Raw genomic sequence first — 15,575 nt, forward strand, 5'->3', positions numbered from 1 at the left:
ATGACACAGGTACAAAAACAGTTCGAAGTCCTGCGCTGGGCTTCTCTTTTTTTAGAAAAACATCAACGTGAATCGCGAGTCGCAGAGATACTGTTGCAGCATTATTTAGGAGTAGATCGGCAGCAATTTTATATGCTAATGCGAGAGCCTGTGCCAGCTGAAATTGTGGATAAGTTCAAAGCTGCAATTGAACAGCATGCCAAAACAGGTATCCCAGTACAGCACTTGACAGGATACGAGGTGTTTTATGGCAGAGAATTTATTGTGAATGAACATGTGCTAATTCCGCGACCGGAGACAGAAGAACTTGTTCAGCATATTATTCAATCTACTGACGCAGCTAATGGAGACCCCCTGACAATTATTGATGTTGGGACAGGAAGCGGCATTATCGCAATTACATTGGCATTGGAAATACCGAATTCAGTTGTTTATGCTACAGATATTTCTAAAGATGCGTTGGAAGTTGCTAAAAAAAATGCCGAGCAGCTAGATGCAAATGTTCATTTTCTTCAAGGGGATTTTTTACAGCCTGCAATTGAAAAAAAACTTCAAGTAGACTTTCTAGTGTCAAATCCTCCGTATATTGCAAAGTCAGAAGCAGCCAGCCTTTCAGATACTGTAAAACATTTTGACCCGGAATTAGCGCTATTTGCGGAAGCTGATGGTCTTGCAGCTTATCAAGCAATAATTGATCAAGCGCCAAAGATTATAAAGACGAATGCAACATTAGCGTTTGAAATTGGTCATGAACAAGGTGAAGCAGTTCATGCGATTATTCAAGAAACCTTTTCAGAAAGCATTGTTGCTACGATACAGGATATCAATGGCAAGGATCGGATTGCAGCAGCAGAAGTAACAAAAATATAAAATTTGCTAGAATACTAGTTTAAAATCATTTTGACCTGTCCATACTGGCAATTAACGAGTTGGAGAGGGGAATTTCGAAATGAAAAAGCTAGTATTTTTTGTACTTATATGTTTTGTATTATATTTTTCGTTGCCAATAAATGGAGTAAGCAAGGAACTGAAAGATGAAGAAGAGGATTATCAAGTAATTCCAGATGAAGCAATTCGTTTGCGAATACTTGCAAATAGTGATAGCGAACAAGACCAAGCATTAAAATTAGAGGTTCGAGACCGTGTTAATGAAGTAGTCACAGAGTGGGTACAGCATATTACAGATATCGATGAGGCGCGCAGATTAATAGAGTCCCGTATTCCAGAATTGGAGCAAATTGTGAAAAACACAATCGACGAACAAGGCACAGAGAATGAATATAGTGTGGAATATGGAGAAAATATAACTTTTCCAGCAAAGCTCTATGGTTCCTTTTTATATCCAGCAGGTGAATATGAGGCAATTTTAATTACATTAGGTGAAGGAAATGGTTCAAATTGGTGGTGCGTATTGTTCCCGCCATTATGTTTTCTTGACTTTTCAGGAGGCACAACAGTAGCAGAGGCTGCAGATGAAGAAACAGTAGCAGAGGAAGAGGTTGAAGAGAAAGAAACAGAAATTAAATTTTTCTTATTTGAATGGTTTGGCTGGTCATAGTCTCTCTAGTAAATGCATAGAATGGAAGAAAAGGTAAATCATAATTCTATCAAAATTTATTTGTAGAGGTGAGACTATTGAAACTCATACTTGCGAAAAACATGTCCTATGAACAACTGGAAGCATTTTTTAACAAGAATCCAAGTGTAAATAAAGGTACTGTATTTGAAAAAGGCTATGTGGTTGAAATGAATCATACAATTGAAGGCTGTTTTATTCTGGACAAAGTGGAAGAAGGTATATATTGGCTGAAACAGCTGTATATTACACAAACAGAAGCGGGGAAGCTCCCGTTTTTATTAGAAGCTATCTTAGTGCTTGCGAAGGAGCAGAATGCAAAGAGTGTTTATGTTCACAGCCATCAGCCTATAGTAGACATATTGCTAGAGGCATTGCAGTTTCATCCACAAAAAGAAAGCCTATTTAAAGATAAATATCCTGTAAAAGGTGGAAACTGGTGGGCATATAATGTTTCTTAGTGATTATACACACTATCCACAACCACATGTGTATAAATTGTTGGAAAATTGTTTATAAGTATGTCTCTTTGTGGGTAACATTCGTTTGGCTGTGTATAATTTCTGCTGCCAAGTCAATGTTATCCACATTTTGCGTATTTTGCCTCAATCCTCTAAAATAGAAGATAGAAATGAGGTACAAAGATGATAGAAACGAAGCGTTGGAATATACGAAATGACCAAGTTTATAACAAACATGCAATTGAAGAAGCGGCTAGACTGCTTAAAAGCGGAAAGACGGTCGCTTTCCCCACAGAAACGGTTTACGGGTTGGGGGCTGATGCAACAAATGAAGCAGCTGTGGCAAAAATTTTCAAAGCAAAAGGTCGTCCGCAAGATAACCCATTAATTGCACATGTCGCAACTGTGGAACAATTAAGACGACTTGTGGATAACTTGCCTGCTTATGTTGAAAATTTGATCAATGTATTTACTCCAGGTCCACTTACTTTCGTTCTTAAGAGTAACGGAGCATGTGCAGCCAATGTTACGGCAGGGTTATCCACAATTGGGGTTCGTATCCCTGATCATCCAGTAGCACACAAGCTCTTACAACTAGCTGATGTGCCGGTGGCAGCACCAAGTGCCAATGTATCTGGCAGGCCAAGTCCCACAAATGCGGAACATGTCTGGGAGGATCTTCACGGGAAAATTGCTGGACTTTTAGATGGTGGACCAACCGGAGTGGGTGTAGAATCGACTGTAATTGATTGCACACAGGATATCCCTATTATTTTACGACCTGGTGGTGTGACAAAACAGCAGCTCGAATCGGTAGTTGGAACTGTTATGATTGATCCAGGTCTTGCACATGAAAAAGAAAAACCAAAATCACCAGGGATGAAGTATAGACACTATTCTCCAGAGGTGCCTTTAATGCTTGTAGCTGGTACGGCAGCACGCATACAAGCAAACATTGATGAGCAGCAAATAAAGGGAAATCGGGTAGGTGTACTAGCAAGTGAACAAGTAGCAAAGCAATTGCATCACGTGGAAGTCCGCTCTTTAGGAGCAAATTTACATGAGATTGCATCTAATCTGTATGATGGTTTGCGCGCCTTTAAACAAAGAGATGTCGACGTTATTATTTGCGAAGCTTTTTCAGAAGATGGAATTGGCCAAGCTGTAATGAACCGCTTAAAAAAAGCTGCTAGCAGAATTATTCGCTAGGTATGAGACGGTTACTCGGAGTTCGGTGTCAAGCTCGAATCAAACACGTTTTTAATGAAAGAGACATCATAATTTCTCTTGGACATGCATATAGTTAACAAGCATGTCCAAGGGGGATCCGTGAATGTCTTTTTCTGGTGAAATCATATCATTACTCATTGTTTCTATTGCGCTTGGTATGGATGCATTTTCGATTAGCCTTGGAATAGGGCTAGTAAAATTACGTTTAAAACGAATCGCATTTATCGGTGCGACTATTGGTATTTTCCATATCATTATGCCATTTTTCGGAATGATACTTGGAAAAGCGATTTCACTGCAAATTGGAAATTTGGCAACGTTAGCCAGTGGTGCTTTATTGTTTGTAATCGGAGCGCAAATGTTTTTTTCGGCATTTAGTCATGAGGTACAAAAGCGAATGCAGCCAGTTGGACTAAGCCTGCTTTTGATTGCATTAACGGTGAGCCTGGATAGTTTTACTGTCGGATTAGGGCTTGGAATATCAGGTGTTAAGGTGATCCTGGCCTTAATTCTTTTCGGGTTCAGCAGTGCTTTTCTAGCGTGTCTCGGCATGCTGGTGGGCAGGAAAGTACAGGGTTATCTTGGTGTATACAGCGAACTGCTCGGTGGCAGCATCTTATGTTGTTTTGGATTATATATGCTATTTGCACAATAGGAGATTTCAGTGAAAGCTGGTGTCTTCTTTTTTGGGTTGGGCAAAGATAAAACCCTCTTACTTTGCATAGGTGCAACCGAAGCATTAATTCAAGGGCTTATACTCCAAAGAGCACTTTCCTGGATTCTCTTTAACAAATACCAGATTTTGTAATGGTGAGCTTTAAATCAGAAGATAATATAAAATATTTAATCTAACAAGTTAATTGGAAATATGATATATTTGTCGTAGAGTTACTAGATGGAGGGCGTGCTATGAATATATTATTTGTCTGTACTGGCAACACGTGCAGAAGTCCAATGGCGGAAGCTTTGTTAAAGGATAAAATGCCCGAAGCCAGCACTCAATCTGCTGGAATTTTTGCAAGCGATAATCTTCATGCCAATGCATTTGCGATTCGGTCTCTGCAGGAACGCGGAATCCAGTGCGAGCACAGGTCACAACCAGTTACTGAAGAATTACTTGCTTGGGCGGATATTGTACTTACGATGACTACCGGACACAAGCAAACGTTGATCATTGATTATCCGGATTATCAGAATAATTTTTATACGCTAAAGGAATACGTGTCAGAAGCCGATAAACAAGTATGGCAGGAATTACAAAAAGCATATGCGGATTTAGAAGAAAAACGCGCCCTGTTTATCCAGAAAAATGAGAAGAACATGAACAAGTCAGAGTTTGAACAGCAGTTGAAGAAGTATCTAAGTCATGAATTGGCGAGGATTCGAGGGCTAGAAGCCAACTTAATTAATTATGATATCTCTGATCCGTTTGGAGGTAGCTTAGGCATCTATCGGGAGACGTTGGACGAGCTGGAAAAACATATCGACCTGCTTATTAAAAAAATAAAGAAGTAGTCGGAGGAGACGGTATGGAGAAAAGCTATAAGTTTAGTTTACGTTTAAAACTCGTAATCTTTACGACCATTTTGGCCATTATAACTTATACATTCAGTGCGCTATTCATTTATGTATTATATGATTTTGTACAAGCTTATTGGTCTATCTCAATCGAATGGTATACGATTATCATTTTGCTGCTTGGTGTTATATGGTCTGGTATCCTGGCATTTTCTGCAGCACGGGTAATTACAAAGCCAATGGAAAGTTTAGAAAAGGTCGCATCAGAAGCCGCGAAAGGAAATTTAAATCAAGAAGTACATATTCCTAAGTCAAATGACGAAATACGCGATCTTTCCATTGCGGTGGATACAATGCTGAACAATCTGAACGAAATGGTACATAACATTGATAAGCATTTTGAAAGTACGAATGTGACGGTTTTACAGATGAAAGAAGCCTCTCATTCGGCGGCACAGCATTCCGCTGCTATAGGCACTTCGATCTATGAAATTTCTAGAGGTGCGGAGAATTCCTCAGAAGCAATCCAGAATACGGCAGAGGCTGTAGAGGTTGCTACGGAGTTAGCTAAAAAGGTGCAAGAAAAAGCAGAGCAATCAAAAGTGAAATCCAGTGAAATGCTGGAAACTTTAAACGAAAGTAAAATTGTTGTGAACCAGCTTGTAAAAGGTATTCAAAAATTAGCAGATGATCAAGAGCTTTCATTAAAAGACGTTGATCATCTAAAGCAAAATGCGATACAAGTTGAATCAATTATAACGATGGTAGGGGAAATCGCAGAACAAACGAATCTATTGGCATTAAATGCATCGATTGAAGCAGCACGTGCCGGCGAGCATGGAAGAGGATTTGCTGTTGTTGCAGAGGAAATCCGCAAGCTAGCTGATCAAAGTGCTCAAGCAGTTCATCGTATTTCCAGTTTAATAGAAGCAATTCAAGAAGATGTTAACCTTGTGGTTGGGAAAATAAACGATAACGTTATTTATGCAAAAAAAGAAGCGGAAAATGGAGCGGGCACAAACAGAATAATTGAGCAGATGTCAGGTTCGGTGACTGATGTGGCATCGGAAATCGATATGATTACAAGTCTTGTCGATAAGCAATTGGAATCGATTCAAGATACGGTAAGACAGTCACAGGAAGTTGCTGCAATTGCTGAGGAAACATCAGCAGGAACAGAAGAAGTAAATGCAGCGATTCAAGAACAAGTATCAACAATGGAACAAGTAGACCAGTTAGCCCAAAAGATGGAAGAGCAGGCGCAACGTTTAAACAAACAAATTAATCAGTTCCAGGTTTTTTAATCACTTTTTGGTGGTCATACGGTAATATTCTTTGTACAATTAGAATTGGGTGAACTTCATTTTTGGGCTGTTAATATGGGTCCTTTGATGCTTGACATAAACCGATGGAAGGTGAAGAATAAATGGCATATGAAAGTATACAGCAAGATATGACATCCATTGTAACGCAGTGGTTGGAAACAGATTATTTGCGAAGAGAAGAATTATTTGTAGTTGGCTGTTCGACAAGTGAAGTTGCCGGAAAACATATTGGAACATCTGGCAGCGAACAAATCGCGGCGGTTATTTTTAAACAACTGCAAGCATTACAGCAACAGACTGGTATTCATCTTGTATTTCAATGCTGTGAACATCTGAACCGGGCCCTTGTCGTTGAAAAAGAAGCTGCTAAAGCCTACCAGCTGGAAGAGGTCGCCGTTATTCCCATTCCCGCAGCAGGAGGATCGATGGCTTCTTATGCATATAAACACATGAAGGATCCTGTTGTTGTGGAAGCAGTTCGTGCACATGCAGGGTTAGATATTGGAGAAACGATGATTGGAATGCATTTAAAGCATGTAGCTGTTCCACTTCGGTTTAGAGAAAAATTTATTGGAGACGCACGAATTACTGCAGCACGAACCCGTCCAAAACTAATCGGTGGTCACCGAGCAAATTATGAGAATACCAGATTAAATGAGAGTTGCAAATAAGTTATTAATGGGAGAATCCACTTCCCTATAATAAATTTTAAAAATATTCTTATACATAGGAGGCTATAATTATGGAACATGTTAAACAAGCGGATTTGGAAATATATGAAGCAATTCAAGCGGAGAAAAAGCGCCAGCAGGACAAGATCGAACTGATCGCATCTGAAAACTTCGTTTCTGAAGCTGTAATGGAAGCAATGGGCTCTGTATTAACGAATAAATATGCGGAAGGTTATCCGCATAAACGCTATTACGGCGGTTGTGAGCATGTTGACGTTGCAGAGGATTTAGCTCGCGATCGTGCAAAACAGCTTTTTGGCGCAGAACATGTTAATGTTCAGCCGCACTCTGGAGCACAGGCGAATATGGGTGTGTACTTCTCCATTCTAGAGCCGGGTGATACAGTACTTGGAATGAATCTGAACCATGGTGGCCATTTAACACATGGAAGTCCTGTTAACTTCAGTGGAAAGCTTTATAATTTTGTTGACTACGGTGTCGATAAAGAAACGGAAAAAATAGATTATGAGGCTGTTTTAGCAAAAGCACAAGAAGTAAAGCCAAAATTAATTGTTGCTGGTGCGAGTGCTTATTCACGTCATATTAATTTTGCGAAATTCCGTGAGATTGCAGATGCTGTAGGTGCTTACTTAATGGTGGATATGGCTCATATTGCAGGTCTGGTTGCTGCTGGACTCCACCAAAATCCTGTTCCATATGCTGACTTTGTTACGACAACAACACATAAAACATTACGTGGCCCTCGTGGTGGAATGATCTTATGTAAAGAAGAATATGCGAAGCAAATTGATAAATCGATCTTCCCGGGTATCCAAGGCGGTCCGTTAATGCACATTATAGCTGCAAAAGCAGTGTCCTTTAAAGAAGCCTTATCGGATGAATTCAAAGAGTATGCTGCTAACATTACGAGAAATGCAAAGATTCTTGGTGAAGCACTGACTGAAGAAGGAATTCGCATTGTCTCAGGCGGAACAGATAATCATTTACTATTGTTGGATGTAACACCACTTAACCTAACTGGAAAAGTTGCTGAAAAGGCTCTTGACGATATTGGAATTACAACAAATAAAAATACAATTCCATTTGATACGGAAAGTCCATTTGTAACAAGTGGGGTACGTATTGGTACTGCAGCTGTAACATCTAGAGGTTTTGGTGAAGAAGAAATGAAAGAAATTGCTGCCATTATTTCGTTAACGTTAAAAAATTATGAAGATGAAGCAGTATTAGAAGAAGCTGCAAAACGAGTGATTGACTTAACAGAAAAGTTCCCATTATATACACAATATGCCTAAAATAGAAAAGGGTACTCCGATTTAGGGGTATCCTTTTTACGATTTTATAACAAGAATAAAACTAAACTTGAAAGCTCGGTTATTTTTCAGTACAATTTTAAAGATATAACTAATCTGAAGGAGTGATCTACAATTGGGAAATGTTTTTGTATTTGATCATCCGTTAATTCAACATAAATTAACGTACATAAGAGATAAGAACACAGGAACAAAAGAATTCCGCGAACTTGTTGATGAAGTTGCGATGCTAATGGCTTTTGAAATTACAAGGGATTTACCATTGCAAGAAGTAGAAGTGGAGACACCAGTAACTACTGCAAAATCGAAAACATTAGCTGGGAAGAAAATTGGACTTGTTCCAATTTTACGTGCTGGCATAGGAATGGTTGATGGGGTGCGCAAGCTTATTCCTGCAGCAAAAGTTGGACATGTTGGCCTATACCGTGATCCAGAAACATTAAAGCCTGTGGAATACTATATTAAATTACCTTCGGATATTAATGAGCGTGAGCTGATTGTAATTGATCCAATGCTTGCAACAGGTGGTTCAGCAAATGATGCAATTCATTCATTGAAGAAGCGTGGCGCAAAAAATATTCGTCTCATGTGTATAATCGCGGCACCAGAAGGCGTTGAAGTTATTAAGAAAGAACATCCAGACGTTGATATTTATTTAGCAGCTATGGATGAAAAGTTAGATAATCATGGCTACATCGTCCCAGGACTTGGAGATGCAGGCGACCGTTTATTCGGTACAAAATAAGTATCCTTGATAAATAACAAAATGAAGCTTCTATCCCTAAAATAGAGATAGAAGCTTTCAAATTTGTATAATGCTAAAAATAAATTTCTCAGCTAAAAGCGATTCAGCTTAAATAAACAGTTTACAATAAACAACTCTATGAATTTGCTGCTCTGAGTTATTTCCAGGTTAGTCCTCCAGCAGCTTCACCATATTTGCCATTTCAATAGCAGAAATAGCTGATTCAGCGCCTTTATTTCCTGCTTTTGTCCCAGCACGTTCAATTGCTTGTTCAATCGATTCTGTTGTCAAGACACCGAAGATGATTGGCTTGCTTGTTTGAAACGAAACATTTGCAACACCTTTAGCGACTTCATTACAAACATAATCAAAATGTGGAGTAGATCCGCGAATCACCGTTCCCAATGTGATAATAGCGTCATATTTATTAAGTGCTGCCATCTTCTGTGTAATTAATGGAATTTCAAATGCGCCTGGAACCCATGCAATATCAATATTATCCTCGGCAACACCATGTCTTTTCAGAGCATCGTGTGCACCATCCAATAGTTTTGATGTTATAAATTCATTAAAGCGGGCAACCACAATTCCGATTTTTAAATCTGTACCAACTACGTTTCCTTCATATACTTTTCCCATATTCTTCTTTCTCCTTTACGAATGAATAATCATTTTTTTATTTGTATTGCGATAGACAATTAAATCTGCTATTGAGATGATCTTTAGATCAAATTTTTCAGCCATGATCTCAAGGTCAGGTTGTCGTGCCATTGTACCGTCGTCCTTAATGATTTCACAGATAACACCTGATGGAAATGCTCCACTCAGAAGTGCTAAATCAACAGCTGCTTCTGTATGTCCGGGGCGAGTTAACACGCCACCATCCTTTGCGATAAGCGGAAACATATGACCTGGTTGTTTGAAATCACTAATATGTGCGTGAGGATCGGTTAAAGCCAGAATAGTGTTTGCTCTTTCTGCTGCACTAATCCCAGTAGTAGTATTTTTGTGGTCAACAGATACTGTAAAAGCAGTGCCATATGGATCCGTGTTCTGATCGACCATTGGTAACAGCCCGATATTTTTCACGTGTTCTGGTGGCAGAGAAACACATACGAGACCTTTTCCATGTGTAATCAGGAAATTAATCAATTCAGGTGTCACTTTTTCAGATAAAGCAACAAAGTCACCTTCATTTTCTCGATTTTCGTCATCGACAACAATAATTGGTTTTCCAAGCTTTAAATCAGTAATTGCTTCTTCAATGGTATGCATGATTATTTTACCTCCTATATGAATCCATTTTTTTCTAGAAAATCTGGACTGATTCCTGACTCCTGCTTCATGCTTTGACTATTGAGCATATTTCGAACATATTTTGCAAGCATGTCGCATTCGATATTCACGATATCCCCTTTACCTTTTTCACCAAGAATGGTTTCTGCTGCAGTGTGGGGAATAAGGGAGATGGTGAATTGATTTTGTTTTACTTCGAAAAGTGTCAAACTAATTCCATCAACTGTTATGGAACCTTTATGCATTAAAAATGGAATAAGAGATTCAGATATTTCGATATCGTAATAAATAGCATTTTCTTTCTGGTACACATGGACAATTTGACCTGTTCCATCAACATGACCAGATACAAAGTGCCCGCCAAATCTTCCATTTGCTGCCATCGCCCGTTCCAGATTTACTTCAGAACCAGGTTTTAAAGCTTGCAAAGAAGTAGATTTTATTGTTTCTGGCATAGCATCCACCTGGAAGCTATTGGAGGTATAACTAGTTACTGTTAGGCAAATGCCATTAACAGCAATACTGTCACCAATCGCAACATCATCAATTACCTTGCTGGAGCCAATAGTCATTTGGACAGCCTGATCGGAAACCTTCAGCATTTTCTTTACGACACCTTTTTCCTCAATTAATCCTGTAAACACGTAACTCACTTCCTTTCATATAGAAATCGCATCCTTTGGAAGCACTCGGTCAGCAACGTATGGAAGCAAAGAAGTCTTGCAAGTTGATTGACGCTCGAGCTGGAGGAAATGAAAAAGCCCCTGAGTTTCCTCAGAGGCTTGTGATTAGAATTTTAATAGTAAGCAATGGAAAAGATTATGTAATACATCAAAAGAGCACCTGGTCATTTATATGAAAAGTATACAAATAACAGCACTCGCCAAAAGCATTACAATTAGCGTGCCTACCTAAAATTCCTTCTCCCATCCAGACTTTAACTGTCGGTTCTGGTTTTGCACCAGATCCACCGCTTGGTTTATAGGTTATGCCCTATAAAAACCGCACGGGTCACGGACTTAGAAGCTATGCTTCATCACCGTCGGTTGGGAATTTCACCCGACCCCGAAGGAATATGCGTATTGAATTTTGAAAACAGTATACCATTAGTTCAATTATAAAAGCAAGGCAAAAAATTAATAAGTCTGACGTAATCAAAGCAAATGTATAAGAACGTAATTTATTTCAAATGCTATTGCTAAAAAAGGGAGCGGGCACCTATGCGGATTTTTGGCACCTTTTTATTGCTTTTACTTCTATTTATTCCATACCCACAAGAACTTCAGGCGAAAGAAGAAATGGAATCTATCATCATCGAAGTAGAAGGGGATCCAGAGGTACATAAAGAGTATTTGGAAACATATCATCCATTTATCGAGGTTATTGCAGTTTATAGCCGATTGTTCAATGGAATTGCATTGCAGGGAGTGCCTTCAAACTTGCAAAAAATAGAAGCACTTCCTTTTGTTCAAAGCATACATTCGGTACAGCAATATAAGGCGCTTCCAAATAAACAGGCTGAAACAGAAGGTCAGGTAATTCCCTCTGATTTAAATACGACTTCATTCACTGGAAAAGGGATAAAGGTTGGGGTTATCGATACTGGAATTGACCATAATCATCCGGATCTGCAGAAAAATTACAGGGGCGGATATGACCTCGTTGATCTTGATGAAGACCCAATGGAGACAATACCAGAGCAGGGCGTACCGACATCGCACGGTACACATGTGGCGGGAATTATTGCAGCTGACGGAGAACTGGAGGGAGTCGCACCAGATGCAGAGATTTACGCATATCGGGCACTTGGCCCTGGCGGTGCAGGAACATCTATACAAGTTATCGCTGCAATGGAGAAGGCGATTGAAGATGGAGTAGATGTTATCAATTTATCCCTGGGAAACGATGTGAATGTCCCGGATTTCCCAACAAGTGTAGCGGTTAATCGTGCTGCAGAGCTAGGTGTGCCAGTGGTTATCGCGAATGGTAATAGTGGTCCTGAAGACTGGACGGTTGGCGCGCCAGCAACTGCTGACAAAGCATTGTCTATTGGTGCGTCAACCCCTTCGAAAAAAACGCCTTCACTTTATGAACCAATGGCAGGCCGAACATTCCAGATTACGGAAATGGCCGGCTCAGCACCCTGGAATTTGACAAAGGACTATCCAATTGCAGATGGGACAGCAGAAAGTGCATCAATGAATGGTCATATCGCAGTTATGAAACGTGGGGAAATACCTTTCTATGAAATGGCAAAACGTGCTGAAGAAAAAGGAGCGGTTGCCGTTGTAATTTATAATAAAGAAAAAGGAAACTTTCAAGGATCTGTGCAAAATGAAGAAAATCCGATAAATATACCTGTTGTATCTATTGCTATGGAAGATGGTTTATGGCTGAAGGAGCAGCTTGCTCAAAAACGTATTTATTTGGAAACAGCGTATCGCAATGATGAACGTACAATAGCCTCATTCAGCTCCAGAGGACCTGTTACAATAAATTGGAATATTAAGCCAGACATTGTAGCACCTGGAACAAATATTTTGAGTACCGTTCCAGGAGGTTATCAGCAACTTGATGGAACGAGCATGGCTGCACCACATGTCACAGGTGCAATTGCATTAATAAAAGAAGCACATCCAGGTTGGACGACAGAGCAAATCTTTGGTGCTTTAAAAACAACTGCACATGTAATTGGAAAAGAAAAAATTCTCTCACCTACCATTCAAGGAATGGGGATAGTTCAGCCGGAAAAAGCGATTGAATCAAAAACAATTATTCACAATCCACAACTCAACTTTGGGAGAATAAACGGTTATAGAGAAACAAGTAAATTTGCATTAACGATTGAAAATATGTCAGAGGATGCACAGACATTTACTTTTGATTATCCAAAGCAAGAGAACGGTGTTTACTGGAAGCTTCCAATGTCCTTTACAATCGGAGCGAATCAAAAAAAGACAATTCCAATTGAACTTAGTATAACAACAGCACGAATGGAGGAAGGTGTACACCAAGGATGGATAAAATTAACGTCTCAAGATGAACAATACAACCTACCATATATTTTTGTGAATCAAACTGCTAATCAGCCAAAAACGGCAGGGTTTGAGTTTGCGGTGAAGACTCTCTCTGAAGAAGCATATGAATACCGAATATACCTCACAGAGGCTGCAAGGCGGGTTGAAGTTGATCTATATGATCCTGAGAGCCTTGTTTTCAGAAGAAAGCTAATAAAAATGGAAAATGTAATAGAAGGAGAACATGAGGGTGAAATAAGTAAAAAAGACGCTGGTGATACAGGTTATTATTTAGCTGTAATAACGGTATTTTTGGAGGAGGGCACGTATGAAAGCAGTCCAACTATTGTATATATAGAATAATCCATTGTTCATAGGAGACAAAAAAACAGAAAAAAATCAAGGGAATTCACAAAAATGTCACATTAAACGACCTGACTTTCATTTATAATGAAAGTCAGGTCGCTTAATTGTAATTTAAAGACATAAAACTGCCACATATTCCTTTGACGAAGGCAATTTTATAAACTCTTTAAAAATTGCAATTTTTCTCAGTGTCCCAATTGACAATAATAGTCAAGCTGTTGTAAACTTGCTAATTGTGGGGGAAGGTGTATTTTTATCTAATCTGCAAGTATTTTGTAGACTGATGCATCATCTTTTTGCATCGTTGACATAAAAAATAGCAGAGAAAACTTCCCATCAGCAACTTCTGTTACATAAGTATTACAGTGCCAGTGGATTTGGCTGTAAACAAGACCCATATTAGAAATAATGACTGAAAATAGCAAAACCAGCGAATGATGAACAAATTCGTTTGGAAGCGGATGCACCTGTGTTTTCAGCCTTTATTTTGTAAAGAGGACATCCACCATATCGTTTGAGTGTTTAGGAGAGTAGAGTAAATGACGTCTGAATATGATTTAATGGTAACAAGGCAGCTTAAATGGATGCTCTTTCTTCTTGCAATTTTCGTAATTGGTGCGGGATTCTCGTCGTATCCTCAGATTTTTAATGGGTTATTGTTAGGAAGTGCCGTAAGTTTTTACAATTTATGGTTATTGCAGCATAAAACAAAAGCGCTGGGAAAAGCGGTTATTGAAAAAGGAAAGGTACGCGGGGGATTGGGAACAATCTCAAGACTTGCCGCAACAGTACTTTCCGTTTTGATCGCACTTCGATTTAATGAAACCTTTCATATTATTGCCCTAGTTTTTGGTCTCGTATCTTCATACATCATATTAGGAATTGATGTTGCTTTTCGAATCATTTCCCAACGAAAAAATAATGTCAAATAAACCAGCAGCACAGGGGTAGTATGAATGGATTTTTAATTAAGTAGTGTAAAGGGGGGATAATCTTGGATCATACAGCTCCAATAGTCGAAGACGTCTTGGGGATTTCCTGGCTTGACTTTAACTTATCTAATGTCCTCATGATTGCAGTTGTGTCGCTAATTGTCTTTGTTTTCTGTGTGTGGGCAAGCCGCAAACTGCAGATGAGGCCAACCGGGATGCAAAACTTCATGGAATGGGTAGTTGAATTTGTAAAAGGAATTATCAACGACACAATGGACTGGAAAACAGGGAAGGTGTTTCTTCCGTTAGGATTAACGCTGATTTTTTACATCCTTGTCAGTAACCTAGCAGGTGTTGCAACCGTCGGAGTAGTCGGTCATGACTTATGGTGGAAATCACCAACCGCAGATGCAACATTAACATTAACACTATCAGGTATAGTTATCGTATTAACCCATTACTATGGAATTAAAGTACGAGGAACCAAAGAATATTTCAAAGGGTATGTCAGCCCAGTACCTTTCATGCTGCCATTTAAAATTATCGAGGAGTTTACCAACACATTAACGTTGGGTCTTCGTCTATTTGGTAACATTTATGCAGGGGAAATCTTGTTAAGTCTATTGATTGGGCTAGCAGCATCATCTGTATTTGGATTTTTAGGAGCAGCATTGCCAACACTTGCTTGGATGGGCTTCAAACTCTTCATTGGTACAATTCAAGTTTATGTATTTGTTATGTTGACAATGGTATACATGTCTCATAAAGTGAGCAGTGACCATTAAATAAATTATTAAATATTAGGTTTACTATAAAAAGGAGGAAGTTATAAAATGGGACTTTTAGCAGCAGCAATCGCAATCGGCCTTGCAGCACTTGGTGCAGGTGTTGGTAACGGTTTAATCGTTAGTAAAACAGTAGAGGGAATCGCACGTCAACCAGAATTAAGAGGACAACTTCAAGGTACAATGTTTATCGGGGTAGCTCTAGTAGAGGCTGTTCCAATCATCGCAGCAGTTATCGCATTTATGGCTATCTTCATGTAATTGTATTTTTTATTAAAAAAACATAATGGCGAAGTTCGTTACTATAGAATCTTCGCCA

16 protein-coding genes, 1 pseudogene and 1 riboswitch are annotated in these 15,575 nt (G+C 39.2%); of the genes and pseudogenes, 14 read left to right on the top strand and 3 right to left on the bottom strand.

The features are described 5' to 3' along the window. From prmC to upp, 10 genes are all read left to right on the top strand, one after another. Positions 1 to 870, top strand: a complete 870-nt coding sequence (gene prmC, locus NSQ77_RS13235; RefSeq protein ID WP_339226507.1) for a peptide chain release factor N(5)-glutamine methyltransferase — start codon at positions 1 to 3, stop codon at positions 868 to 870. A 79-nt stretch (positions 871 to 949) separates the two neighbouring features. Next, on the top strand, positions 950 to 1,558 hold the full coding sequence (gene spoIIR / locus NSQ77_RS13240) for a stage II sporulation protein R (RefSeq protein WP_339226508.1): 609 nt from the start codon (positions 950 to 952) through the stop codon (positions 1,556 to 1,558). 68 nt (positions 1,559 to 1,626) lie between these two features. Further along, positions 1,627 to 2,037, top strand: a complete 411-nt coding sequence (locus NSQ77_RS13245; RefSeq protein WP_339226509.1) for a hypothetical protein — start codon at positions 1,627 to 1,629, stop codon at positions 2,035 to 2,037. Between the two features lie 183 nt (positions 2,038 to 2,220). Beyond that, positions 2,221 to 3,246 (top strand): L-threonylcarbamoyladenylate synthase, encoded by a 1,026-nt coding sequence (locus NSQ77_RS13250; protein ID WP_339226510.1) that lies wholly within the window; start codon positions 2,221 to 2,223, stop codon positions 3,244 to 3,246. A 124-nt stretch (positions 3,247 to 3,370) separates the two neighbouring features. Further along, on the top strand, positions 3,371 to 3,922 hold the full coding sequence (locus NSQ77_RS13255) for a manganese efflux pump (protein ID WP_339226511.1): 552 nt from the start codon (positions 3,371 to 3,373) through the stop codon (positions 3,920 to 3,922). A 254-nt stretch (positions 3,923 to 4,176) separates the two neighbouring features. Further along, entirely contained in the window at positions 4,177 to 4,782 is a 606-nt protein-coding gene (locus NSQ77_RS13260; protein ID WP_339226512.1) for a low molecular weight protein arginine phosphatase, read from the top strand. 14 nt (positions 4,783 to 4,796) lie between these two features. Beyond that, positions 4,797 to 6,089, top strand: a complete 1,293-nt coding sequence (locus NSQ77_RS13265; protein WP_339226513.1) for a HAMP domain-containing methyl-accepting chemotaxis protein — start codon at positions 4,797 to 4,799, stop codon at positions 6,087 to 6,089. Between the two features lie 122 nt (positions 6,090 to 6,211). Further along, positions 6,212 to 6,781, top strand: a complete 570-nt coding sequence (locus tag NSQ77_RS13270; RefSeq protein ID WP_339226514.1) for a TIGR01440 family protein — start codon at positions 6,212 to 6,214, stop codon at positions 6,779 to 6,781. A 71-nt stretch (positions 6,782 to 6,852) separates the two neighbouring features. Beyond that, positions 6,853 to 8,097 (top strand): serine hydroxymethyltransferase, encoded by a 1,245-nt coding sequence (glyA, locus tag NSQ77_RS13275; protein WP_339226515.1) that lies wholly within the window; start codon positions 6,853 to 6,855, stop codon positions 8,095 to 8,097. Between the two features lie 133 nt (positions 8,098 to 8,230). Then, positions 8,231 to 8,860, top strand: coding sequence for a uracil phosphoribosyltransferase (gene upp / locus NSQ77_RS13280; protein WP_339226516.1), 630 nt, complete (start codon positions 8,231 to 8,233; stop codon positions 8,858 to 8,860). Positions 8,861 to 9,028: 168 nt separating this feature from the next. Here the strand turns inward: upp and ribE (NSQ77_RS13285) are convergent, their stop codons facing one another. From ribE (NSQ77_RS13285) to ribE (NSQ77_RS13295), 3 genes and pseudogenes are all read right to left on the bottom strand, one after another. Continuing rightward, positions 9,029 to 9,499 (bottom strand): 6,7-dimethyl-8-ribityllumazine synthase, encoded by a 471-nt coding sequence (gene ribE / locus NSQ77_RS13285; protein ID WP_339226517.1) that lies wholly within the window; start codon positions 9,497 to 9,499, stop codon positions 9,029 to 9,031. 27 nt (positions 9,500 to 9,526) lie between these two features. Continuing rightward, positions 9,527 to 10,138 (bottom strand): annotated as a pseudogene (ribB, locus tag NSQ77_RS13290) (3,4-dihydroxy-2-butanone-4-phosphate synthase); the annotation flags it as partial. An 11-nt stretch (positions 10,139 to 10,149) separates the two neighbouring features. Beyond that, complete coding sequence (gene ribE / locus NSQ77_RS13295; RefSeq protein ID WP_339226518.1) at positions 10,150 to 10,800, bottom strand: riboflavin synthase; 651 nt, start codon at positions 10,798 to 10,800, stop codon at positions 10,150 to 10,152. A gap of 270 nt (positions 10,801 to 11,070) precedes the next feature. Continuing rightward, positions 11,071 to 11,233: riboswitch (FMN riboswitch) on the bottom strand. A gap of 143 nt (positions 11,234 to 11,376) precedes the next feature. On the opposite strand from ribE (NSQ77_RS13295), the gene NSQ77_RS13300 reads away from it, so the two are divergent. The 4 genes from NSQ77_RS13300 (at position 11,377) to atpE (ending at position 15,517) form a co-directional block, all read left to right on the top strand. Further along, on the top strand, positions 11,377 to 13,536 hold the full coding sequence (locus NSQ77_RS13300; protein WP_339226519.1) for a S8 family serine peptidase: 2,160 nt from the start codon (positions 11,377 to 11,379) through the stop codon (positions 13,534 to 13,536). A 542-nt stretch (positions 13,537 to 14,078) separates the two neighbouring features. Continuing rightward, positions 14,079 to 14,471 (top strand): ATP synthase subunit I, encoded by a 393-nt coding sequence (locus tag NSQ77_RS13305; RefSeq protein WP_339226520.1) that lies wholly within the window; start codon positions 14,079 to 14,081, stop codon positions 14,469 to 14,471. A gap of 62 nt (positions 14,472 to 14,533) precedes the next feature. After that, the gene (gene atpB / locus NSQ77_RS13310) at positions 14,534 to 15,256 is read left to right on the top strand and encodes a F0F1 ATP synthase subunit A (RefSeq protein ID WP_339226521.1); all 723 of its coding nucleotides are present in this window, start codon (positions 14,534 to 14,536) and stop codon (positions 15,254 to 15,256) included. A gap of 48 nt (positions 15,257 to 15,304) precedes the next feature. Continuing rightward, positions 15,305 to 15,517: a F0F1 ATP synthase subunit C gene (gene atpE, locus NSQ77_RS13315; RefSeq protein WP_339226522.1), complete on the top strand. Its 213-nt coding sequence runs from the start codon at positions 15,305 to 15,307 to the stop codon at positions 15,515 to 15,517. Positions 15,518 to 15,575: the final 58 nt, after the last annotated feature.

Origin of the sequence: Oceanobacillus sp. FSL K6-2867 (assembly GCF_037963145.1) — a bacterium.
In the GTDB taxonomy this organism is placed as follows: Bacteria; Bacillota; Bacilli; order Bacillales; family Amphibacillaceae; genus Oceanobacillus.

Bases quoted from the DNA above. Each gene is read 5' to 3' on its own strand.
- ribE (WP_339226517.1), bottom strand. From the start codon at position 9,499: ATGGGAAAAGTATATGAAGGAAACGTAGTTGGTACAGATTTAAAAATC.
- atpE (WP_339226522.1), top strand. From the start codon at position 15,305: ATGGGACTTTTAGCAGCAGCAATCGCAATCGGCCTTGCAGCACTTGGT.
- NSQ77_RS13265 (WP_339226513.1), top strand. From the start codon at position 4,797: ATGGAGAAAAGCTATAAGTTTAGTTTACGTTTAAAACTCGTAATCTTT.
- NSQ77_RS13305 (WP_339226520.1), top strand. From the start codon at position 14,079: ATGACGTCTGAATATGATTTAATGGTAACAAGGCAGCTTAAATGGATG.
- NSQ77_RS13300 (WP_339226519.1), top strand. From the start codon at position 11,377: ATGCGGATTTTTGGCACCTTTTTATTGCTTTTACTTCTATTTATTCCA.
- NSQ77_RS13250 (WP_339226510.1), top strand. From the start codon at position 2,221: ATGATAGAAACGAAGCGTTGGAATATACGAAATGACCAAGTTTATAAC.
- prmC (WP_339226507.1), top strand. From the start codon at position 1: ATGACACAGGTACAAAAACAGTTCGAAGTCCTGCGCTGGGCTTCTCTT.
- glyA (WP_339226515.1), top strand. From the start codon at position 6,853: ATGGAACATGTTAAACAAGCGGATTTGGAAATATATGAAGCAATTCAA.
- spoIIR (WP_339226508.1), top strand. From the start codon at position 950: ATGAAAAAGCTAGTATTTTTTGTACTTATATGTTTTGTATTATATTTT.
- NSQ77_RS13255 (WP_339226511.1), top strand. From the start codon at position 3,371: ATGTCTTTTTCTGGTGAAATCATATCATTACTCATTGTTTCTATTGCG.
- NSQ77_RS13270 (WP_339226514.1), top strand. From the start codon at position 6,212: ATGGCATATGAAAGTATACAGCAAGATATGACATCCATTGTAACGCAG.
- NSQ77_RS13260 (WP_339226512.1), top strand. From the start codon at position 4,177: ATGAATATATTATTTGTCTGTACTGGCAACACGTGCAGAAGTCCAATG.